We start from the raw sequence: 22,284 nt of genomic DNA on the forward strand, positions 1-22,284 counted from the left end.
GAAAATCCAGCATTCCTTACAACACCATGAAGACCGACTCTTTGAAAACAGATATCGAAACAAGATTACGGAACACGCTCTCAAACGGCAAAGATCAAGCTCTGCAGTTTGCGAGAAGTAAACCGGTAAGAGACGCCATTCAGATGAAAGCCTTGTCCAATCGGGCCCGAGACCTTTACACCAGAGCAGGCAACGTCTTCAATCCAGATCGGATTAAGAACGTGATGCAATCGACGTATGACAAGGTTATCCAGGGGCCTGTATCGCGAGTAAGTCGCTTCACCTCTCGTACGGTGAATTCGATGGTGGATAGTACGATGCCTCAGACGCAGATGGCTGGGGTTCGTGGTGGGATGGACTGGCGTTCGGTTGAGGATACGTATCGGTTTGCGAAGGGTGAGAGTAGTGGTGTAAGTACTGAGGTAGAATTTACCAAAGGTTTTGATGTGGATCCTAAGTACAGTTCATATGAGCAAAGGGTAAAAACTACCCCTGTTAATAAAGGTGCATGGAGTAACGAACGAGCAGAATCGATATTTATTTCCGACAAGATCGGTGAAATTAAAAGATATCTTGATGAAGCTGGTGTTGATGGAGTTGAGTATAAGAACGGAATGCCGGACTTTTCTCCATTTTCTAAAGGTGAGATTAAATTAGAAAATATGACCAATGATAAAAAATTGAATTTTTCGGCTGCTGATAGGAAAATGCCTGACCCCCAACCTTTTACTATAGTAAAGTGCTGGGGGTCAGGTACTTTTTGAAGTGTTTAAATGGACAAACATGGGGACGGTTTTGCATTTGTGAAGTTATGAGCAAACATGAGTACCGTCACCACATTTTCAAGCTACTTAATTGCATAGAGGAATAGATACGAGATCAATTTAAGAACGCCGAAACATTAGTTTGGTCAAATTAATCATTAGTAAAATGGCAGCTGCTCCCCCTAGCGTTAGCATGATCGAACTATATCCAGTCGACTGAAATGCTGTATAGGCAAGAAAGCTAACCACAGAGATAAAGACATACGTGAGAGTATGATTATTTTTACCACTTGTGTTTTTCACTTTACCGACTAACATGGTCATAGTCACCGATATGGTCATGATACCCAGGACCAGAAGCAAATTAATGATCACTCCCATAGCGCCTCACTCCTTTTGCTTACTCTATTCATCTAAATTTCTACAAACCAGTGCTGACACAGCGAAAACCATGCATGCCCCCACTGATCCAGCAGCGAACATCAGATCAACGGTTTCGATTGGGGACCTGAATAACAAGGGGACTGACAGCACCAAGGCGGCGCCACTGATGCCGAGTCCGACTATCGATAAGGCCAATAATTTATTCAAGGAAAGCATCATAGACACGATACGGCCTCCTCTTTAACATTTCTTTACTACTTTGACGCCCACAGGTCATCCTCCTTCTTTTTCGAAAACAAAAAGAGCCTGAGCCCTATCACAACGATAGTACTCAGGCTCTTCTTTCTATGATGGAACAATCGCAAGCATGATCGTCATAAACAACGACAGCACGATGCCACAGACAAGCAGTGCATACAGGAATGCGGACTTCCTCTCTCTCAGCACGAGATACTGACAGATGGCGAGCACGGCGGTGATGCCGAGCCAGAAGAGTGATGAGGTCGTGAGCTCGACCTGCACCGACATGGCAGGCTGCCAGATGCCTTGGTAGAGGGCGGAGAATAAGGGCGATACGCCTTGGGATTGGACCGTCTCGCTGACGTCCAGAGGCGGTGACGACTGCCCCATAAACCCAGTGACGAGGAAGATGAGTCCGATTACGATACTCTCAGCCCGCAACCAGCTGGGGAACATCCCTTTTTTCAAAAGAAAGGCGTTGACTGCGGCGATGGTGAGCACTCCGGCGTATAGTAAATGCTTGAGCAGCAGGGCTTCTCCGTACGGAAGCAGCCAGGAATTCCAATATTCCGGGACGGTGTACTGCATCAGGATGAGTCCCGCGGCTGTCAGGAGGATCATGCTGCCGATTGAAAAGGGCGTGTACCAGCTGAGAAAGGCGCTCCAGTTCGCTTTATTGCGGGCGAACCATGCCATAATCAGCAGGATGCCCGCCCATGCTGCCATCGAAGTGATGTGCATGGATTGAGCGATGACGCCGATGACAGGTGCGGTGCTCGCGACGTGTCCGGAGAAGCTCGTCATCACGATGAGGATGACGACGCCTGCAAGCGACAGGATCGATGTGCGCTTCGACGAGTCGCCTTCGCTCATCGCGAGGAACACGACGTACAGAACTGACGCCACGAAGGTGATCAGCCACACCATCCCGGGTCTCGAGTCGAGGACGACGTTCGCGAACGGGAAGTTTCCATTCTGTGAAAAGAAAAGCAGGATCCTGAGTACGGGTCCGAAGCTCAGGATTCCGATGCCGAGCGCACTCGCAAGCAGCAGGCCGTTCGGGACACGGAACGCCGGACGCCTGTCCGCTGGCACGAGTCCGAGAATGCTGTGCCCCATCAGGACGGCGAAACAAACATAAATCAGAGCCTCCGTCACCATGAGGAGGGCCATCATTCGTTACGGTTCGGCTTTCTCATGAAGAGCACGACCACTCCCACGAGCAGAAGCAGCGCTGCAATACCGGCGATCAGAAGCGAGTTTCTCAGCTGGTTCGAATCATCGCTGGACTCATCAGATGCCGTTTCAGAGGCACTCTCTGTCTCGCTTTCCGGTGTATTCTCCATATCGGCAGGCTCTTCCTCCGCTTCAGCTTGTCCTTCTTCTTCAGAAGTTGGTGCTTCCTGGACAGGGGCGTCCACTTCGAACGAATAGCCATCCTCGATCGGGTGGCCATCCTCCCCGACAATTGCCCAGTCGACGTTGATCGTTCCATTCGGGAGCGGCTCGACGGTATTGATGATCATCGTATCTCCGTCGACCACCACGTCCTGCAGCGGAAGCTCTGCGCCATCCGCTGTCGTCAGCGTCACGGTACTCCCTTCTGAAATCGGTGTCGTGAACAGGACCGTCACTTCGTTGATCGACTCCGTTACGACGGAACCTTCAGACGGATCGGCTTCTTCCTTTCCTGTATGGGCAAACGCATGGGCAGGTACGAGTAAAGTCAGGACCAGCATCCATGCTGTTATCATTTTTTTCATGAAAAAAACACTCCTTGTTTTGTACAATCTTATAGGTTGATGTAATTCCCCCTTATTATAATGGATGGGGGATTTTTTCGACAGCGAGAGCTGTCCTTCCATTTCATGGTCCTGTTAACATTAGTCCACTATACCAATAGTCCTAGATTCCCTTTACACTTGTTTTATTGTACAAAATAGGGAGGACGAATGTTTGAGAAAGGTTATGTTCTTTGTGTTGATTGGAATGTTGTTGGGGATTGTACTGTCTTCTCAGCCCGTGAGTGCGGAGAAATCTTCAAAAGTGTTATCAGGATATAAGTTTGTCGATTGGACGTATGATGAGGAACGTGAACTGGTATTTGCTGCATTGACGGCTAGGAGTGATCGCGACTATGACCGGGCGAATGTGCTAGCGACACTGGATGCGGAGACGATGGAGGTGCTCGACCTTCACAATTTTTCTAATGTGGACAGAGGGACGGGTTACAAACCCACAGATTTGCTCGTACATAAAGGACTTGTTTATGTGGCGAACGGCCATTCTGTTGTTGTCTATGACCCGGGGATGAGACAAGACATCGATGTCATCGACCACTATCTCTCCACGCCGAATGCGGGGGAAATCGCTTTTGTCGATGACCGTTTGTACATGGCCAGCCATGAAAGAACGAAGCAGGGTCATGTCGTACCGCGGCTACGTTATCATGATACGGGGTCAGGTGAGCTTACGATATTCGAAGAGAGTTGGTACCATATCTCCCGTCCGGCGCTCGAAATCGATGAAGAGCGGGGCTTTATTTATATGGCCGAAACCGACCTTCGTCATCACTCGCCCGTCGTCTACATGTTTGATTTGGATACGCTGGAACGAGTCGGTACAATGCGTGACTTTGAAGGTTTTCAAGGGTCAGGTGATTTATATTTGGATGGGGACACGATTGCTTATGGGAACTATCTGATCGATGCGGGTGATTTGTCGAACGTGAAAGGCGTATTGGAAGAACAGGTGCTGCAATTCCGCGATCGGTTTATAGTGACAGAAGCAGGCATCTATGATCGTGAGACACTGTCGCAAATACAGGATCTGACGGCTTCTTTTAACCATTATTTAGATAGTGACTTGGATCTCTATTACGTAGACTACGGCTTTATGCACGAGACGCTTCAATTTAAGAAAACCAATGTCGGACTTGGCTTTCAGGATCTCGTCCGGTTTGAAGAGGAAATCCAGTATTTGAAGAAAAATGAGATCATCAACGGCTTTACGCCAGTGAAATTTGCGCCGCAGCAACCCATTAAGCGGATTGATGCGGTACGGATGATAATGCGCGAAAAAGGAATGGACGCCACGAACGTGGAGGACCCTGAGTTCACAGATTTACAAAAAGGGGCGCCAGGCTATGAAGCAGTAGCTCTTGCGAAGCAGCAAGGGATTATCGATGGCCTTGGAGATGGGCGATTCGCCCCTGCGGGTCAGCTTAAGCGTTCCGATATGGCAAAAATACTGGCGAATGCATACGGGATTGCGGGTACGTATGATCAAACCTTCTCGGATGTGCCGTCGGATCACCGTGCCTATCCGTTCGTGACCGCTCTTGCCGCCAACGGGATTACAGTCGGCTATCCAGACCATACATTCCGACCGGATCAGTCGATCACTCGACAGGAGTTCGCGGCTTTCATGGCGCGTAATCTGGATGTGGGATTCCGCCCTGATGATGCAGCGGGTTCCCAGGCAGAGCAGCCGTTTCGAATGGAAAATGAGGGGTACATCAACAATCAGAACGAGTACCACTACTTTTTCAAAGGAATGGGGACGCCTGGCTATAAGGTCCGATTGTCCCGTATTGATGGGAAGGCTGTTGGGGAATATGTTCGTGCGGATGGTTATGTTGGCGCAAACGGTCGGTTTTCGTTCGAGCATGATTTGACGGAGCTGAGTGAAGGGACACATTCGTTCACGGTTGAGACACTTGATGAGGACTGGAATGTGGTCGAAGAGGCGTCGGTGGAACTTGTGAAAGAGACGGAGTTGCGTACAAGTTATTGGCCAAACGCTTCGGTGAACAAACAGAATGAAGAGCATTATCCGTATGAGACATTTATTGACCCGTATGCGACGGTGACGATTTCATTTGTTCAGGACAGTATGGAGATGACAGAGACGTTTGAAAGTGCAGATGAGAAATCACTCGAGCGGACGATTGACCTGAGTCGGTTTGAGGAGGGGACGATTGAGGTGGACGTGACCTTTGAGGATTCTTCCGGAAACGTGAAGCGATTTTCCGACAAGGTGCGGAAAGATGTGACACCACCATCAAAGCCCAAGATTACGAAGCTGCTTGATATAACGGAAGAACGCCGGTGGGATCCGGTGATTTTTGGGACAGGCACTCCTGGCTCGGACGTCGGATATAAAATGTCGGACGGTGAGGACGTGATTACCTCTGTGGACTATCGTTCTGTAGATGAGGATGGAACATTTGAGGTGCGTTTAGGTAGAGTGACTCAGCTGAAGAGTGGTCCGATTTCGGTGGAACTTTACCATGAGGATTATGTTGGAAATGAGAGCGAACGGGTGACGTTTAAGTTGAAGAATGAAATCGGGCGATAGCTGACGGAGGTTTCACCCTACAAAATGCCTGAACTCCAATCCTTACAGTGATAAAGAGGTTGGAGTCAGGCACTATTAAAAAAGCATCCATTTTCCCCTTTTGAAAAAGGAGGATACTTTGTAAAAATCAATGAAACAAGTAGACCAAAACCAGAAAAAACAGCTGAATTTATAGCTCCGAATCCACTCATCGTATAAGTCTTATAGATCAACCAGATGGTAATAAGACTTACTAGTAAAGCAGGTATATAATATCTTTTTTGTTTACAGGTATTAATTTTCAGCAGTAAATAAACGATTTGAAAAAGTAGAGCAGCTAGAAGTGCCACCTTAAAAATCATTTTCGAGCCCCTTCCCAACCGTCATTTTCAGTATTTGCATACATTACAGAAAGGCTGTAAACATCGTCTATTGAGTATGACGATTAAAATTCTTCTTCGTTACGATACCCGACCAGAAGAAGTATGCAGCAGCTAGCATCGAGCTTGTTAAGAACACTATATTCAGCCATAGCCAGCCCTCGTCTGTAACGATTCGGTCTATGTCATGCGCTGCGCTTAATAGTAATAGAAAAGACAACAAAAAATTCACGAACGGACGCTTAATCATATAATGACTCCTTCCACTTGAGAACCCTTCCCCTGCACAGTGTATCCATAACCAACGATGTGGGACGGGCATTTATTTAATCCTCATCTGTCTCTGCATTCGGCATTCCACTTATGTATAAAATCTTTAAATGAATCGCTCTACATACTCACCAAAGATTCTCTTCATCACTTTAGGCGTGTTCCCCACATAAACATTCATTTGTTCCTCATTCGATACGAATTGCTCCGAATTACTTTCCTCTGTCGGAAAATCAGATATCCCTTTAATAATCAGGCACTCCACATCGTTCTTCCCGCAGATATAAGCAATGGCACCCGCTTCTGTATCGGCTATCGTGATCCCGTTTTCCTGAAGCTCCAAATAGTCCTTCCACATCACCACCGCTTTATCAGCAGTGCCGATGGTTCCGGTATGAAAATCGTCTCCGTATTTGGATAAATCGATGTCGACTACGAAGGACTGCTTAATGAAAGGCTCGATCTCCTTTACGGTGCAGTCGTACTGAACGGCTCGATCGGGTACGAAAATATCCAAAGGACGGTACTGATCACCGATTCCGGCGCATGTTCCCGCAACGATGACTTTCGTTAAATCGAACGTAGATATCATATACTGATTCCCACCGACACCATTCACTTTTCTAACGCCCGTACTGTACAAAACAAGCTCTTTATCATGAATCATTCTCATGAAATACTCGCCATACGGATAGCTGGAACGTTCGTCATCCTTCACATTGAAGTACTCCAACGCCGCTTCATATTCCCACTTCGTCGCCATACTGATTCCGATCATGCCCTCACCCCTTCGCTTTTTAACTTGATACAAAGCAACTCCATTCGGCTTCCATTCTGATACCAATTATTTCAAAATTATATCAATTGCTCAACTATTGATTCCCAAATTTTTAAAACTTATGAAAACATTGAGCATAAATCGCAATCCCCATCTATAATGAAGCTAATGGTATTCGTTTACAGGAGGGAGTTTTTTGATGAGAGTTACGACGATCGACACCTTAACACAGGTCACATTCATGCCGGGATGGTTCCCGATCAACTGCTACATCGTGGAGGAAGAAAACGATCTGACTGTGGTCGACACGGGCATGTCGTTCAGCACGAAGGCTATATTACAAGCCGCTGAAAAAATCGGAAAGCCGATACGGAATATCGTGGTCACGCATGCTCATACTGATCATATCGGTGGAATCGACCGTCTGAAGGAAGCACAACCGGACAGTACATTTTATTTACCGAAACGTGAATTGGAGCTCTTGGAAGGAGATAAGTCGTTGAGAGATGGAGAGGATCAGACCCCCATCAAAGGAGGCGTGCCAAAAGGCATTCAGGCACGTCCTGATGAGGTCCTGGTGGATGGTGATCGTATCGGCTCACTGCAGGCGATACATGCCCCGGGCCACACACCAGGGATGATGGCGTTTATCGACGTCAGGACCAACGCCTTACTCGCAGCAGATGCCTTCCAGAACCATGGCGGCTTCGCTGTCGCCGGAGACATCCGCTGGCGCTTCCCCTTCCCTGGTCTGGCCACGTGGAGCAAGCCAACAGCCATCGAAACCGCCCGGACGTTAGCTGACTATCAACCTGCCATCCTCGCACTGGGGCACGGCGATCTATTGATGAACCCCGTTCCAAAGATGCAGGAGGCCATCAATCAAGCACCACAAAAGTAAATGACACTCGGACATTTGTGAGTATTTGCTTTTATAAGGAAAAAACCATCTAGAGAAAGAAAGAGGGTTATGCGAAAGAGGAAAAATAGGGGGTGATGAAGGATTTTTCCAACATCACTTCTCTTTCGTAAGATAACTTTCAAATAGTCTATAAAACGCTCAAAATATGAGAGTGCAAGAGAAACTATATATACAATGCTCTAAATACTTTACTATAGAGGGTTTGCGAATCATTCAGCTTTCTAATCTAGACTCCAAATCTTGAATTATCTGTTTAATGATATTTATATCTTTATAATCCTCTTCAGTTAAATAAAGTGGATTTTTTTCTCCAGCCAGGTCTTCCAATCTGGAGATTGTATCATGAATAACATCCTCAACATTGTCCATCAATGATTTTGTACCTTGGCTAGTATAAGTCTGATCCCCTAATTTATAGTATCCTCTCTTTGTATTTGTATAGCCTTGTCTTTCAACTAATTCACGCATTGTGCCAGAAAAATTACCTTGGGTGAATTCCGTATCTGTCTGAGAGTGAATGTATTCTTTGATTTCCTTCAAACTCTTTTCTTTTCCATCCTGCAAAAACTGCTTAACATAGTATTTTATTTCCTCTGCGTTCGATTTGAATTGTCTCATCAGTAATCTTCTCCTCCTTTTATGGTACAAAAAAGTTTTGTGTTGTATTTCATATTACTGTATCAACGATCCAAACACAACAAAAAGACAACAAAAACAACAAATAATCCTTAGCTGTATCGGTGCTATCGGGAAGATATTTTGATAAACACGACTTTTCATTAAGCAGGCGGGCTTAATGAAAAACAAGCTTCACACTCCTTCTCAATCCCTAAAGTCCATCACTGTACCCTCAAGCATCCCTCGTGAAGAGGCATACTGGCAGATGTACACTTATTATCCTTACACTTGCTATGAAATTTAAGCAACATTTGTCAAGGATGATGAAATGAAAAAGCATAGTTTATTCCTGATAACCTCTCACCCAACTTTACGGACTTATAAAACAACGTTGACAACATTGTTTTATTTGTGTTTTAATATACACATGAGCCGCTTATCATCAACCGTTGCGTTGCAAGTACAGACGAGAAGGGATATAAGCAGGACATATATTATTAGTCTGGGAGTGGATAAAATGGGAAAGTTAATGATTGCCGATCAAAGATGGTTAGACAATTTGGAAAGCCAAAATATTTCCAAAGAAGATGAAGTCAATTTCTGGTCAACTAAGAACTCTAGTTTAGAAGAAGGAGATTACTTCCTTCTAACAAGCGGAAGAGAGGATGGCAATTGCAAAATCGAGGCTATTGCCCAATTTGTTAGAAATGAAGACTTACCAGTAGATGAGGCATGGGAAAGTTTCAACCAGCTTAATGGGGCAGTAAATTACGAAGAGTTTAAGCAAATGGTTTCGGAAGTTATCAACGTGAATAATGGGTTAATTACATGCACAGTATTGAATAACTATACTCCAATTGAACAAAGTGAGGGCAAATCTCTAACATACAAAATTCCAGGAACCGGTAAATTAAGGGCTTCAGGCATTTTCATCTCGAAACGTTGACCATAAAAACCCCATCTTATAAAAGCCGTTTGATACCAGTCAAACGGCTTTTATTTACTTCAGAGAGCCTTTGTGGTTACAAATTAACTAAAGACCGTGCTTGCAAACCGATATTCAACGATGATCGAGTCGTGGTAGTCAAGGGCATGCCTATCACTCTTAGTACTTAATCATATAGGCCATACCCGTGAAGATATACTCCACACCCTCTACTTCTACTGAACCACCATTTCCTCTAGCAGACGATGATTTCACATTATATTCTACTTCTTTTACACTTACCCCTAACTCCTTAGAAATGAATTTGTATATATCTTCTTTCACACTACCTTCTGAAGAAGGCGAAAACATCATGCCAAACGTACGTCCTTCTTCTCTATTTTCTTTCTTGTTAATCACTACCACACTTTTCCCATCTACCTTCACTTCAGCTCCATCTTTACCAGAAGGCTCTACAACATAGCCCTCAAAATGTTCTTTCGTCTTTTCTAACGCCTCATTCACAATTTCTGAAGACTCTTCTTTCACTTTCTCTTTCGGCTCCTCATACACAGGGCGTTGCTTTGTTTCATCTTCCGACGTATCTGGACGGTCTTCAACGGAACGTCCATCAACTTTCTCCTGCCCTTGCTTCGCTTTCTCAATTAAGGACCTCTGCGTCTCTGTTTTATCCAATGCCTCCTCACCAAGGCGATTCATACCATTATTGTACATTCGATACAAAAACACTACAGCTTGCACACGAGTCAAGGACTGCTTGTGACCATACCGTTCCAATATACTCCCAGACTCCTTAACACCCTGTGTAATTTCTTTTTCAAACAAATACTGAATCGAATCTTCCAATTCATAATTCTGTCCGAATACATACGCAATCGTCTGCGCAAACACACCACGTTGAACCGGTTTTACTCGATAAAACTCATTATCATACCCCATCAACGGCGCTTCTATCTTCGCTAAATTCACATATGAACCATCCGACCAATGCCCTAAGTTATAAGGATAAATTCTTTCATCAACTTGAACCTTATCTAAATCCTTGAAGAACCTGGATAAAATGGCCGCAAACTGCCCCTCTGTCAACTTCAGATGAGGCTTAAACAAACCATTCTCATAACCTTGAATCAAACCATTTTGTGCCCCCCACTGAACTGCATCAGAGGCCCAATAATCATCTGCTATATCACTAAACGAACTCGGCTCGGTGACTCTCAAATCATTCAAAGCATACCTCTTATCTTCCAATGTTATATTCGCATGGACGTTTTCTTCTCCAATACTTAGGCTTAATGTTCCGACAAGCATAGCCACAATGATTAATCTTCTCCATATCTTCGCTTGATACATTATAATACACCTCTTCTTAGTTACACTTTTTAGAAAGCAGACATCACTCAAACAAATATTCTTTCGAAATAATCACTTCTATTGATAAGATGATCTGATTCTAAAAGCTCTCTTCTCTTCCTCTTCGTATACAGTCAATTCAATTGTCTTATCGTCTAATTTCCATTTATCCACGAATACATTTCCATTGTGGTTAAGGTATCCGACCTCTTCAAAGGACTCGTCTGGAGTTCCGTATTCATCAACTAAATCTTGATAGAATGTGAGTCGGAGCTTTTCTTTCGTTTGATTACTTTCACCCCAATATCTTAGACTCATCACTTCATCAGATGTATATTCAATACTCATCCGGTCAATAAAAACTGTGTTGTCCACCGGATGTCCGAAGATCTTATCAACCATATAATCTTGATTCATGTATTCGCGATCCCCAAAAGTGTAATAAGGTTCTGTTCTTAGAAGTTCTTTAACCTCATCTGTCGTCATGTCCCCTTCTATCACATCAATATAATTTTCTTTAGGGAGGACCTTTGATTCATCAATACTTGGATCGATGTAGAACTCTTTCTTTACAGGAGAGGTAGCGTGACCATCCATATCCTCTAAATTCCTTACAAATAATCCGAAGGTTCCACCTTCTTCTAATTGTTCTTCATTACCTTTTACTTTGATGACGTTTGGCTTTACTTGTTGAATTGTGGATTTGATTATAAATCCATGCCCATTACGTATATAGATGTTTTCTTTGTTCACAGAACTAGGCTTTATGGCTTCACTCAATTTAATAGTCCACTCTTTACTTTCAGAAACTTCATCAACCCCTTCGATAGAACGAGCTTCTGGTAGTACTGTGAATGGTATAGATTTTGTAACATAACCCTTAAGACTCAATCTCATGTTTCCTTCTCCAGCTTTTAGCGGAATGACTTGGTCTGTTACTGGGTCAACCCTTATAAGTGTAGGCTCATAAGTATAAATGTCCCTGCGCTTAGAACTCATGTAGGGATTGCTACCATCGCGAAGAACGAGTTCTTTTTCGAACCTTGGTTCATATCCCAGGTCCAATGTCAGTTGGTTCACTTCAATTTTGGTATCATCCTCTTTTCCGTAACGGAAGAAAGAGATTCGTTCAAGCGTATTCTTCTCATCATTCGGCAGTACGTTCTTTCCTGCCTTAGAGAGGATATCACCTAAATTGATATCTTTTCTCTGGCTTGTCCAAACGCCTTCAAAGTATTCATATGCAACAAGAACTGCAGGGTGGTCTTCAAAAATCTCTCTATTCCTATAATCAATGCTGAAATATCTCTCACCATCCATGACTACAGATAGATCAGTTACTGTTCCTCGTCCTCTATCATAAGGAAATACTTCTTCAGCTAGAACCATGCGAGACATCTCTGGATTGGTCACACCTGAATTTAAGCCTATTCTTATATGAGAGTCCGATACCTCTTTCACTTGAATCTCCATTTGATTAGATGGTATTTGGTAATGAACCCTCGGAGAAACCCCAGATAAACCCTCAAAGTAAGTATCCAATCCTTTTACGTGGGTTGCGAGTGGATTGTATGGGTTCTCTTGAGGAATGTTTCCGCTCTTATTAGCTGTCTCACTACCATACAAAAGAACATAATCCTCAGCAGCCATCTCTTGAATCCCCCACATGTGATCATCTTGATAATGATCGCTTAACAAAGGATCGACAATATTCCTAGCATTCTTATAAGATAAGTTTTCATAGTTTCTGATCGATTCATTATTCTTCCACCAATGGTATTGAGTAAAATGGTGTCCGTACTCGTGTGCTAACGTTCTTACTTCGTCTTTTAAAGATTTAATGCTTTGAGCCTCTTCAAAAACAATTTCCCCTTTAAATGTGTTATCAGAAGAAGTATAAGTATAGAACGCAGAACCAAAGTGGTGGTCATCATCTACTAATATAATCCTATCCAAGCTCCTTATTTCTTCACCAAAAGTATTATCGAATAATTGAACTGCAAGGAACTTCAATTCGGCGGCATCATCCCATTTTGAGCTGTGGCTGATTAAGGATATTTTGTGATCGTATCCTGGAACCTTTGCTTCGAATTTTGCATACACCGTTTCGCAATCGTATTTCCCGCAATTGAGCTGTGCATATGAAGTAGGTGAATGTATTCCTAATACGGTTAAAGTAATACCCATTAAAAACAAGAATTTTTTCAAAATCACTATCTCCTTATTTCGTTTGATTTTGGTAACATTGGGACAAAATATTTCGTTACGTTTGTACAGTGTATATATTTTTGAGTTTTCCATTTACAAATGTGTACTGATTTTCCCCGATAATTATTTCACGCACTTCATAAAGATCTATATCAATGCAAGAGTCCAGATATCTAAAGTCTTCCCCAACATCATGTGTGTGGGTGGTTAACAACTTATCTATCTCATCATTTATCCAATACAATTCTCTATCAGATTCAATTCTTCCCTGCAAGGTTTCTAGTGGCTCTTCATCTCTTAAAATAAAATCCTCATCTTCTATCCAATGCTCCGAAAAGACTTTTTCTAAGGTTTCTCTTACAACAGGGGTTGCATTAGTTTTAGTGACCTCGTAGACATGCCTTTTTCCATTACAATCACCACACATGATGAAACCTGTCCCCTCACAGCTAGAGCAATTGAAAAATCCTACTTCACACTCTTCAGGACATTTCACCCTCGTTTCACCTATACACTCACTGCACGTTTCTCGAACATATTGATTACCCTGGCATCCTGCACAGTACAAATAGCCATTATCACAACCCTCTCGGCAATCAACTAGAATATCGGAACATTCAATTTTCTTAAATTTTTCCAATTCATGGTTATATTCGTATTCAATTTCCCGTACTATACCTCCGAACGGCTCTTGGACCTTCTTCCAGGCTGAAGTCCAACCGTTATCACTGCACTCCCCACACCCATCACCTTTACACTTTCGACAATACTCTTTTTTCGAATCGATTACTTTTTCTGTTTGACAGTTGCAACGAACTTTCCCGTCACTACACTCTGTACATATCGACTCCTCTTCACCTGTCCCACGGCAATTTCTACATGCAACTTTCCCGTCGATACATGTAGTACATCGCACCTTACCAGTATCGCAATACGGCTCTCTACACTTGACCGTTCCTTTTACTTTACACGTTGAACATTCAATTTGTTCTACTGCAGTAGCAAAGCTGCGACCACTATCATTTATTTTCATTTCATCTACTATTTCATCAATGGTATATCTTTCAGTGGGTTGTTTTTGAATATTGGATGTCTCCTCTGAAAACTTCAAATCGTAGAGGTCCATAGATATTTTCACTATTGCAGAAACTTCTTGATCTTTATCCAATAAATCACTTTCAAGGATTGAATATAATTTTTCGTAGGTCCAATCTCCACTTGAAATGAGATTTAATAACAAGTAATCTCTTTCCCAATTGTCATAACTGAAATCACCTCTATAAGTACGCTCAAACTCTTTTCGTCCTAATTCGTTCAAAACCTTGTCATTTTTTTCATCCAACAATAACTGAATTAATTTGTTATCTGAGAGATCATCAAACAGACTGACATTAAAGAAGCCAAGTATCTTTATCTTTTTTTCGTTGCTGTAGTTATTAAACCGCTCACCAATGAATTGATTATAGGCATCTGTAAATTCCGGTTTCATTTCTTTAAGTACTTTATGTAAAGTGTCTGGTCTAGCATCATCCAACACTTCCATGATATACGTATCAATATTTACGGAGAAGTTCTCTTTTATAGAGTTTAATACCCTCTCTAATGCAATACGATCATCTTCTTTTACAGCGTGTTTCATGATTGCATGCAGTTGTTGCAATGTATATGGGGTTTTACTTTTACATCTAATGGAACGAACAAAAGCTTGATTCTCTAAGTCAAACCAATCCTCAAAGTCATCACCCTTCCATTCTGCCCCTTCTAACACGAATGCCTCGGTCGTATTAACAGAACCATAATCAATAGATTTTCGTAAGTAGTGGTCTTTGTCGACACAAGAAGCCAGATAATGAACGACAACAGAGTTATCTTTATAAATAGCGAAATCCAAAGTGGTTATATTATCTTCTTCATTCAATAAACTTTCAGGTTTATACTTATTGTATTCCAAAAAGCGCCTGACCTTTTCTTCCTTACCTTGAAGTAGATTGCTTACCAAACGCTTACAATCGTCTTTCTGATAATGATTTTCGTTAAGTTCAATAAACCTTTTTATAAATTGTTGATTGAAAATAGAATGGTTATTCGAGGAAGCAAATGCAAGACCTACTCTTACCAATACCAAACAAATAGATAAGAGAATTAGAAATACAGGTGATCTTTCGGTAAAGACCATTACTGCCATTCCTATCAAGAACAAAACGGAGGACAATTTAGTTAATAATGATGAATAGTAATAGATGAAAACACCAACTGGAATTAACGCAAAAAAGTTAAGTACATAGGCAAGAGGAATAAAAATACAAAGCAAAATAACAGCCCTCATAGCAATATGCAATTCGGTGTACTTTCTTAAACTCTTTTTGAACCCGTTCATTTCCGCTTCTTCAACACACATAAGACACCTATCAAAATACAACCGACTACTGCACTTGGCACACATCTCCACCTGTCAACCACCTCATCATGCTCATTTCTTTTAAATTACTAACCTACCAATTATAACCTAATATTTATATCGGACATAGGTATATTTCATCAAGGTATTATCATCAAAATAATTAGTAATAGGTCTGGCAACGTGGAGCAAAGGGACGGCCATCGAAACCGCCCGAACATTAGCCAAGCATCACAAGTCGCTCAGAAAAAGCGATGAATGCGAACGAAATCAAGAAGTATGTGACCATCTAGATCTATCGAAAAAAATGCCTGACCCGTAATCTTTTACATTCATAAAACGGTGGGGGCATGCACTTTTTTAAAGAAGAAGGAAAACAAATATGCTGTTCATCACGCTCTCGTAAGGAATAATACGTCTCATGGTCCGTACAAAAAAAAGCCGCTAACTAGGTAGCGGCCTTCCTTTTCCAACCTTCTAATCAGATACTGGAGCATCCTCTTGTCTATCTTTTCTCATAAGCTTATTAGCCATTGTCGTAATGGCTCCATCGCCCGTAACGTTCGTTGCTGTACCGAAGCTGTCTTGAGCTAAGTACAGGGCGATCATTAAGGAGACCATTGTCGAACTGAACCCTAGCATGGATTCGAGAAGACCAATCGCTGCCATAACCGCTCCGCCAGGGACACCTGGAGCTGCAATCATGGTAACTCCCAGGATGAGGATGAATGGAAATACATCTGCAAATGTTGTGCTTTGTCCCTGCAAATACATGACCGCCATGGCACAACTGGTAATGGTAATCGTACTTCCTGCTAAATGGACATTCGCAAGTAACGGCACAGCAAAGTCTGCTACACGTTCCCGCACTCCGATTCTCTTCACATGCTTTAATGTAACGGGAATCGTAGCCGCAGAAGACTGCGTCCCAAGTGCTGTAAAGTAGGCAGGGGTCATTTGCTTCAATAAGCTAAATGGATTCCGGCCATGCATACTGCCTGCGATGCCATACATCGCGACAAGATAAAGCCAGTGCAACACGATGATCATCAAGAACACTTTGGCGAATACACTTAAGATCGTACCTACTTGTCCCGCATAGGTCATATTCGCAAAGATTCCGAATATATGAAACGGCAATAGAGGAATGATGATGTTCTCTATTACCTTTTGGATAATCGATCGGAATTCATCCATGACGTGGAATAAAGCTTCGCCTTTAACAGCCGTCATTCCAACTCCTAATAAGAAAGATAAGATAAGTGCGGCCATTACGCCCATGATCGGAGTCATTTCAACTGTAAATGGAGCTTCCACCAGGGATTCTTCCGGATTAGCGAAAGATCCTCCACTTTGTCCTTGTAAAAAGGATGGATACAGGTTCTTAGCGATGAAGAACGCCACCGTACCTGCCAATACCGTAGAAGCATAAGCCAGCCCGGCGGTCAGACCCAGCATCTTTCCTGCTCCTCTACCCATTGAGGCGATTCCCGGCGCAATGAAGCCAAGAATGATCAACGGGATGACAAAGCTCAGAAAGTTACCGAATAAGCCTGTAAATATGGCGGCCATTTCAATAAAGATTTCTGGTGCAAACTGCCCTATCACGATCCCTAACGCAATCGCTAGAACAATCCTTACTAACAAAGGTATTCTTTTCATCTCCCTCTCCCTTTCTCTTGTTGTGAAATTTTAGTGAGTTAAAGTGATACTGAAATAAATCATCGTTTATACCATAGCTTTTTTTAGGTGGTTTGTGAAGTATAAAATATTGTAATTTCAAGGATTACATCTAATGTCTGGTATTGCAATTCCCCCACACTCTATCACCATTGATTGGAACATCAGTTGTTGCTTATGGTTTCTGATTTTCTATCTGACATCTATGTGCTGTTTAGTATTTGGAGTAGATTGATAAATTCCTTCACCCATAAAAAAATCCGCACCATTTCCAGTGCGGATTCGATAAATAGATACCTCGTCTCTTACTTTGTAAGGACAGCATGCAGAGCGTCATCAGCAGGGACATACTCATAGCCGAGGTCTTTCGCTACGGCTTCGTACGTGACCATGCCGTTTGCCGTGTTCAAGCCTTTTTTAAGCGCCGGATTGTCTTCCATCGCTTTTGATACGCCTTTGTTGGCAATCTGAAGCGCATACGGGATCGTGACGTTAGTCAGAGCGATCGTCGATGTCCGCGGCACGGCACCAGGCATGTTGGCTACGGCATAGTGCACCACATCATGCTTCACATAAGTAGGGTTGTCGTGCGTCGTGATCCGGTCAACGGTTTCGATGATTCCACCTTGGTCGATCGCTACATCGACAAGGACAGAACCCGGTTTCATCGTTTTCACCATGTCCTCTGTGACGAGTTTAGGTGCTTTCGCTCCTGGAATCAGTACAGCACCGATGACAAGGTCGGATTCTTTCACAGCTTGGGCAATGTTCAACGGATTGGACATGAGCGTATTGATCTCTGTACCGAAGATATCATCCAATTGGCGGAGACGTGCAGGGCTCAAGTCTATGATCGTCACGTCTGCGCCGAGTCCCATGGCGATTTTGGCAGCGTTCGTTCCGACGATCCCGCCGCCGATGATGGTGACTTTGCCTCGTTTCACGCCTGGCACGCCGCCGAGCAGAATGCCGAGTCCGCCTTTCGATTTCTCGAGGAACTGCGCACCGATCTGAGAAGACATACGGCCTGCCACTTCACTCATCGGTGTCAGAAGCGGCAACGTACGATCCGCTTCGACCGTTTCGTAAGCAAGCGAAGTGACGCCTTTTTCGACAAGTGCCTGTGCCAGCTCCGGTTCTGCGGCGAGGTGAAGGTATGTGAATAAGATGAGTCCTTCACGGAAGTATCCGTATTCGGATGGAAGGGGCTCTTTGACCTTCATGACCATTTCTTTATCCCATGCTTCGGCTGCCGTCGGGACAATCGTCGCCCCCGCTTCCTGATAGTCCTCATCTTCGAAACCACTCCCGACACCTGCTGTCGTTTCGACGAATACACGATGGCCGGATTCGACCAAGTTCAGTACCCCTGCTGGTGTGATAGCGACACGATTTTCATTGTTTTTGATCTCTTTCGGAATTCCGATGAACAATACCCTCAACCCCTTTTCGTTATAATCGATTTTGTATCTCCGATTATAGTCGGGTAAAGGAAGGAATGCATTGTTGAAAAATGAGAAAGTCGAGACCTTCTTTTGTGCATTCGAACAACGTCACTTCTTCAGCCGTTCCATCATCAAGTCGATGTACAACGTCACTTTCTGATTTGGGTCTTTGAAATTGAAACCTGTCAGGTCGGCAATCCGTTTCAACCGGTAATTCAACGTGTTCGAATGGACATGCAACACTTTCGATGCTTCGTTCACATTACTGTCCGAACGCAGGTAAACGCTTATCGTCCTCAACAGGTCGGAGCGATGTTTCTTATCATAGGCTCTCAGCGTTTCGATATATTGGTTCGTATAATGATCACGCACCCTCTTTTCATAAAGATCCTCGATGAACTGGAAAATGCCGAGGTCTTGATAACTGTTGATATCGCTCACTTCTTCTGCAAAACGTTCTTTCACCGATAAGGTGTGCAAGGCTTCCTTATAGCTGTCATGGATATGGGAGGGACTATGATACAGCTTCCCTGCAGCCCCTTGCAGCGCTTCTACGCTGACGCGCTCACTGATTTTCTCCATAAAGTGCTGGACGAAGTCGCTCACTTCTTTACCAGGTGCTTCGGTCTGATAGGGCCTGACGAGTAGAATCAACTGATTGCCGTCAATCGCACTACAGACGATGCCGATTTGACGAGATGCTTCAATATAGTAATGGATATGCCGCTCCAAGGACTGGTGGATTTCCTCATCGAACCCAAAGACAACCACAGCGAGCTGCCCGTCCAAACGGATGTTGTATTTCTCCGCTTGAGCCTTGATAGCATCTGCGTCTTTCAGATGGTTCGTCAGCAGCTGCCAGAAGAACTCGCGATGATCCTCTTCTGATGTCCGCTGCTTGATCTTCATGTGCAGCATCTGGTTTTTCACCAATTTGGCGGCTTTCTTGAACAATTCCAGCTCCTCTTCCGACACTTCTCCGTTCAGCTGAGCCCAAATGAATCCAAGGATTTCATTGTTCTTCCGCACAGAAACCGCCACACGCCTCCCGAGACCGACGGATTCGATTGCGGGAATCACAACGGGCTCCTCGCTTTCGAACAACTTCGGGATCACTCCGTTCTTCCAGAGGGTCTTGATCACGTTCTCCGGCACTTTCCTCCGCATGATGGTCGCAATCCTCGCAGGATCCACATCCTCATCATGCGTACTGTACGCCAGAATGCGATGGTTCGCATCTTCTATGGTGACAGGGCAGTGCAACCGCTCCCGTATCAGGTCCGCCACTTCCTCCAAGGACTGGAACTTCCCTTGAAAAGGATCTTGGCTTCCGTGTTTCATTTCCATGGCATTCTCCCCCGCTTCCTGCTTATTCCCTTGCATTCATTCTAAAACAGGGAGAGGAGGAAAAGCTATAGGAATCGAGGATAGAGTTGAGTACCGTTCATGATGAAATGACCAAGAATAACACCTTTTATTTGAATAAGTCTTTTGGGTGAAATGCTCAAGAAGGAAAGAAATCTCTCCTGAAAAGATTTCAGCGAGCGGTTTGAACGAGGAAATGGTTCATTTTTAAATAAAAATGTAACTTTCAGAGGCCTTCATCCGTTATAAAGACGAATGCTATTTCTAGGAGGAGAACGATGTTCAGAGTAGGCAGTATATTCATTCCAGTAACAGACCTTGAGAAATCCACCGCATGGTATGAGAAGCACCTTCATGTGAAAAAAATCGGCGGGTGGGAAGGCGGTGCCGGCTTTTATTTACAAAAAGGCCCGACCCAGCTCGCCCTGATCCAAGTCGACACCCCGCAGCCCACAGAGTTCACGATCAAAGGCCAGCAGAAGAATTCGTATTTCAACTTCGTCGTCGATGATATCGAAAGCACCCATCAACGGTTTAAGGATGAGGGCATCGCAACGACGGAAATCGATGATTTTGGCGGGATGAAGTTTTTCGACTTCTATGATTTAGATGGTAATCCGTTTAGTGTGGTGAATGAAGTGGAAGGTTCGCGTTATCATTCGGATTCTGTGAGGGAGATGCAGGAGGGAAACACGTAAAATATGAGTCCTTCAAGCAAAAAAGCCAGCCTTCACTACTATCATCCCTTTAAGGATAGTAGTGAAGGCTGGCATCAAATCATATCTTAGGACATTTCCTTTAATCTTCTAACCACTTCTTCTACTCCCACGCAGTGCTCTGCCTAAGCTTCTCGCTTCAGCGAACACACCTTCCATGACTCTCACCGTTTCATAGCAGGCATCCACATCAAGTCGCTCATCATCCGTATGCTCCATCTGATACCCGACAGATACATTCACCGTCTGGATACTATTGGAAGCCCATACTCTCGCATCACTGCTGCCACCATCCGTACAAGCCCAGTCATCATGACTATACGCCAGCGCTGTCTGTTCCACCCATTCACCGAAGGCTTCGTCACAAAATGGCTCATAACCTCCACAAGAAGTCACAATGTCACGGTTTCCTCTCCGGTCAAGAACGAATGCTGCATCCACATCCCACAGAAACGACTCATCCACACGCTTCGCTCCCTGAAGTCCCACTTCCTCCTCAACTGAACAAATCACCTTCACTGTTCCGTTGAAGTCCGTTGCATGAAGGCGCTTGATCGTTTCTACTAGCACCGCAATCCCCGCGCGGTCATCAGCTCCAAGAATGCCTTCACTAGAACGCCATGTTGACCCATCTTTGAGAATTCTACGATCTTCGCAAAACTCTTTAGCAGTATCTAGGTGAGCGCTCAAGAGAATGGTTGGTCCACTCCCTCTTCTAAACGCTTTTCTACAAATTAAGTTTCCGTAGTGGTCCACTTTCATTTGATCCACCCAAGGCTCGAGTTCCTCTTTTACAAAAGAACGGATGGATTCTTCGCTCCCGCTGACTCCATCAATCTGAAGTAACCGCTCCAACCGTTGTTCAAACTGCACACGCTGTATCCATGCCTCACCCTTTTCCAAGTCCGTCGCTTTCAAAGTATGAAGAGATTCACAAATGTCCAGCAGTTCCTTTTGCTCTACATGAATCCGAACATTTCTTCTATGCTGGGTGACCTTTACCATCCCCACCGTACGCAGCAGGCTTTCTGCCATTTCAGCCGTTTCTTCATCTACAAACCCAATATGCGGTCTCCTGCGTCTGTGCCCATCGCAGCTAATGATCGTCTTCAGTCCCAGACGGTTGAATTCTTTGACCAGACCACTGATATACGTATCGAACTGACGGATGATCAACGCTGATCCAATCGATTCCGTTCGACCACGTCCAGGGACATCCACAGCCTCCAACCAAATTGCCTCTTCAACAGCCTGATCCAGAATGGTGACCATTCCTCCTGCACGGGAATAGTCAACGCCGACGCGGTCTAAACACTCATATAAGAATGAAAGATTATCCTCTGATTCACCTGATTCGTCAAATACCCGATCCTTCACTTCAACCATTTCGAATCCCTGTCTGATGAATAATTGATTCCATGTTTTCATGTGCCATCATCTCCCTTATTGGTATAATCCAATTATATGAAAAGGGCGATGACC

The 22,284-nt window shown here is 44.0% G+C and carries 19 protein-coding genes; 5 read left to right on the forward strand and 14 right to left on the reverse strand.

The window, feature by feature from the left end; genetic code table 11:
* Window positions 1-41 precede the first annotated feature (41 nt).
* Window positions 42-764 carry a hypothetical protein gene (locus LCM20_RS16615; RefSeq protein WP_225196620.1) on the forward strand — a complete coding sequence of 241 codons (723 nt, stop codon included), beginning with the start codon at window positions 42-44 and terminating at the stop codon, window positions 762-764.
* A 120-nt stretch (window positions 765-884) separates the two neighbouring features.
* On the opposite strand, the gene LCM20_RS16620 is transcribed toward LCM20_RS16615, so the two are convergent.
* The 3 genes from LCM20_RS16620 to LCM20_RS16635 form a co-directional block, all read right to left on the reverse strand.
* A complete protein-coding gene (locus tag LCM20_RS16620; protein WP_225196621.1) occupies window positions 885-1,145 on the reverse strand; it encodes a hypothetical protein in 261 nt (86 codons plus the stop codon).
* A gap of 348 nt (window positions 1,146-1,493) precedes the next feature.
* Complete coding sequence (locus tag LCM20_RS16630; RefSeq protein ID WP_225196622.1) at window positions 1,494-2,549, reverse strand: copper resistance D family protein; 1,056 nt, start codon at window positions 2,547-2,549, stop codon at window positions 1,494-1,496.
* An 11-nt stretch (window positions 2,550-2,560) separates the two neighbouring features.
* Window positions 2,561-3,151, reverse strand: coding sequence for a copper resistance protein CopC (locus tag LCM20_RS16635; RefSeq protein ID WP_225196623.1), 591 nt, complete (start codon window positions 3,149-3,151; stop codon window positions 2,561-2,563).
* A gap of 193 nt (window positions 3,152-3,344) precedes the next feature.
* Between LCM20_RS16635 and LCM20_RS16640 the strand changes: the two genes are divergently transcribed.
* Entirely contained in the window at window positions 3,345-5,747 is a 2,403-nt protein-coding gene (locus LCM20_RS16640; protein ID WP_225196624.1) for an S-layer homology domain-containing protein, read from the forward strand.
* A gap of 65 nt (window positions 5,748-5,812) precedes the next feature.
* Here the strand turns inward: LCM20_RS16640 and LCM20_RS16645 are convergent, their stop codons facing one another.
* The 3 genes from LCM20_RS16645 to LCM20_RS16655 all read right to left on the reverse strand — a co-directional run bounded on the left by LCM20_RS16645 (window position 5,813) and on the right by LCM20_RS16655 (window position 7,154).
* Complete coding sequence (locus tag LCM20_RS16645) at window positions 5,813-6,088, reverse strand: hypothetical protein (protein ID WP_225196625.1); 276 nt, start codon at window positions 6,086-6,088, stop codon at window positions 5,813-5,815.
* Between the two features lie 67 nt (window positions 6,089-6,155).
* Window positions 6,156-6,338 carry a hypothetical protein gene (locus tag LCM20_RS16650; protein ID WP_225196626.1) on the reverse strand — a complete coding sequence of 61 codons (183 nt, stop codon included), beginning with the start codon at window positions 6,336-6,338 and terminating at the stop codon, window positions 6,156-6,158.
* A 144-nt stretch (window positions 6,339-6,482) separates the two neighbouring features.
* Window positions 6,483-7,154 (reverse strand): permease, encoded by a 672-nt coding sequence (locus LCM20_RS16655; protein WP_225196627.1) that lies wholly within the window; start codon window positions 7,152-7,154, stop codon window positions 6,483-6,485.
* A 199-nt stretch (window positions 7,155-7,353) separates the two neighbouring features.
* On the opposite strand from LCM20_RS16655, the gene LCM20_RS16660 reads away from it, so the two are divergent.
* Window positions 7,354-8,055 carry an MBL fold metallo-hydrolase gene (locus LCM20_RS16660; RefSeq protein ID WP_225196628.1) on the forward strand — a complete coding sequence of 234 codons (702 nt, stop codon included), beginning with the start codon at window positions 7,354-7,356 and terminating at the stop codon, window positions 8,053-8,055.
* A 234-nt stretch (window positions 8,056-8,289) separates the two neighbouring features.
* Here LCM20_RS16660 and LCM20_RS16665 read toward each other — a convergent pair whose 3' ends face one another.
* Window positions 8,290-8,694, reverse strand: coding sequence for a hypothetical protein (locus LCM20_RS16665; protein WP_225196629.1), 405 nt, complete (start codon window positions 8,692-8,694; stop codon window positions 8,290-8,292).
* A 517-nt stretch (window positions 8,695-9,211) separates the two neighbouring features.
* Between LCM20_RS16665 and LCM20_RS16670 the strand changes: the two genes are divergently transcribed.
* Complete coding sequence (locus tag LCM20_RS16670) at window positions 9,212-9,640, forward strand: hypothetical protein (protein ID WP_225196630.1); 429 nt, start codon at window positions 9,212-9,214, stop codon at window positions 9,638-9,640.
* A gap of 159 nt (window positions 9,641-9,799) precedes the next feature.
* On the opposite strand, the gene LCM20_RS16675 is transcribed toward LCM20_RS16670, so the two are convergent.
* From LCM20_RS16675 to LCM20_RS16700, 6 genes are all read right to left on the reverse strand, one after another.
* Window positions 9,800-10,990: an S-layer homology domain-containing protein gene (locus LCM20_RS16675; protein WP_225196631.1), complete on the reverse strand. Its 1,191-nt coding sequence runs from the start codon at window positions 10,988-10,990 to the stop codon at window positions 9,800-9,802.
* 78 nt (window positions 10,991-11,068) lie between these two features.
* Entirely contained in the window at window positions 11,069-13,198 is a 2,130-nt protein-coding gene (locus tag LCM20_RS16680; RefSeq protein ID WP_225196632.1) for a hypothetical protein, read from the reverse strand.
* A gap of 55 nt (window positions 13,199-13,253) precedes the next feature.
* Entirely contained in the window at window positions 13,254-15,596 is a 2,343-nt protein-coding gene (locus tag LCM20_RS16685) for a hypothetical protein (protein WP_225196633.1), read from the reverse strand.
* Between the two features lie 477 nt (window positions 15,597-16,073).
* Window positions 16,074-17,258 (reverse strand): dicarboxylate/amino acid:cation symporter, encoded by a 1,185-nt coding sequence (locus LCM20_RS16690; RefSeq protein ID WP_225196634.1) that lies wholly within the window; start codon window positions 17,256-17,258, stop codon window positions 16,074-16,076.
* A gap of 323 nt (window positions 17,259-17,581) precedes the next feature.
* On the reverse strand, window positions 17,582-18,709 hold the full coding sequence (ald, locus tag LCM20_RS16695; protein ID WP_225196635.1) for an alanine dehydrogenase: 1,128 nt from the start codon (window positions 18,707-18,709) through the stop codon (window positions 17,582-17,584).
* A 120-nt stretch (window positions 18,710-18,829) separates the two neighbouring features.
* The gene (locus LCM20_RS16700; RefSeq protein ID WP_225196636.1) at window positions 18,830-20,068 is read right to left on the reverse strand and encodes a PucR family transcriptional regulator; all 1,239 of its coding nucleotides are present in this window, start codon (window positions 20,066-20,068) and stop codon (window positions 18,830-18,832) included.
* A 296-nt stretch (window positions 20,069-20,364) separates the two neighbouring features.
* Here LCM20_RS16700 and LCM20_RS16705 point away from each other — a divergent pair, with 296 nt between their 5' ends.
* The gene (locus LCM20_RS16705; RefSeq protein ID WP_225196637.1) at window positions 20,365-20,784 is read left to right on the forward strand and encodes a VOC family protein; all 420 of its coding nucleotides are present in this window, start codon (window positions 20,365-20,367) and stop codon (window positions 20,782-20,784) included.
* 108 nt (window positions 20,785-20,892) lie between these two features.
* Here the strand turns inward: LCM20_RS16705 and LCM20_RS16710 are convergent, their stop codons facing one another.
* Entirely contained in the window at window positions 20,893-22,230 is a 1,338-nt protein-coding gene (locus LCM20_RS16710; protein ID WP_225196638.1) for a M20/M25/M40 family metallo-hydrolase, read from the reverse strand.
* Window positions 22,231-22,284 lie beyond the last annotated feature (54 nt).

Source organism: Halobacillus litoralis, from assembly GCF_020171725.1.
GTDB lineage: Bacteria > Bacillota > Bacilli > Bacillales > Halobacillaceae > Halobacillus > Halobacillus litoralis_F.

Excerpts from the sequence above, each read along its gene's own strand:
- LCM20_RS16620 (WP_225196621.1), bottom strand. The coding sequence starts at position 1,145 with ATGGGAGTGATCATTAATTTGCTTCTGGTCCTGGGTATCATGACCATA.
- LCM20_RS16645 (WP_225196625.1), bottom strand. The coding sequence starts at position 6,088 with ATGATTTTTAAGGTGGCACTTCTAGCTGCTCTACTTTTTCAAATCGTT.
- LCM20_RS16635 (WP_225196623.1), bottom strand. The coding sequence starts at position 3,151 with ATGAAAAAAATGATAACAGCATGGATGCTGGTCCTGACTTTACTCGTA.
- LCM20_RS16655 (WP_225196627.1), bottom strand. The coding sequence starts at position 7,154 with ATGATCGGAATCAGTATGGCGACGAAGTGGGAATATGAAGCGGCGTTG.
- LCM20_RS16690 (WP_225196634.1), bottom strand. The coding sequence starts at position 17,258 with ATGAAAAGAATACCTTTGTTAGTAAGGATTGTTCTAGCGATTGCGTTA.
- LCM20_RS16660 (WP_225196628.1), top strand. The coding sequence starts at position 7,354 with ATGAGAGTTACGACGATCGACACCTTAACACAGGTCACATTCATGCCG.
- LCM20_RS16665 (WP_225196629.1), bottom strand. The coding sequence starts at position 8,694 with ATGAGACAATTCAAATCGAACGCAGAGGAAATAAAATACTATGTTAAG.
- LCM20_RS16630 (WP_225196622.1), bottom strand. The coding sequence starts at position 2,549 with ATGGTGACGGAGGCTCTGATTTATGTTTGTTTCGCCGTCCTGATGGGG.
- LCM20_RS16705 (WP_225196637.1), top strand. The coding sequence starts at position 20,365 with ATGTTCAGAGTAGGCAGTATATTCATTCCAGTAACAGACCTTGAGAAA.
- LCM20_RS16670 (WP_225196630.1), top strand. The coding sequence starts at position 9,212 with ATGGGAAAGTTAATGATTGCCGATCAAAGATGGTTAGACAATTTGGAA.
- LCM20_RS16685 (WP_225196633.1), bottom strand. The coding sequence starts at position 15,596 with ATGTGTGTTGAAGAAGCGGAAATGAACGGGTTCAAAAAGAGTTTAAGA.
- LCM20_RS16675 (WP_225196631.1), bottom strand. The coding sequence starts at position 10,990 with ATGTATCAAGCGAAGATATGGAGAAGATTAATCATTGTGGCTATGCTT.
- LCM20_RS16710 (WP_225196638.1), bottom strand. The coding sequence starts at position 22,230 with ATGAAAACATGGAATCAATTATTCATCAGACAGGGATTCGAAATGGTT.
- LCM20_RS16700 (WP_225196636.1), bottom strand. The coding sequence starts at position 20,068 with ATGGAAATGAAACACGGAAGCCAAGATCCTTTTCAAGGGAAGTTCCAG.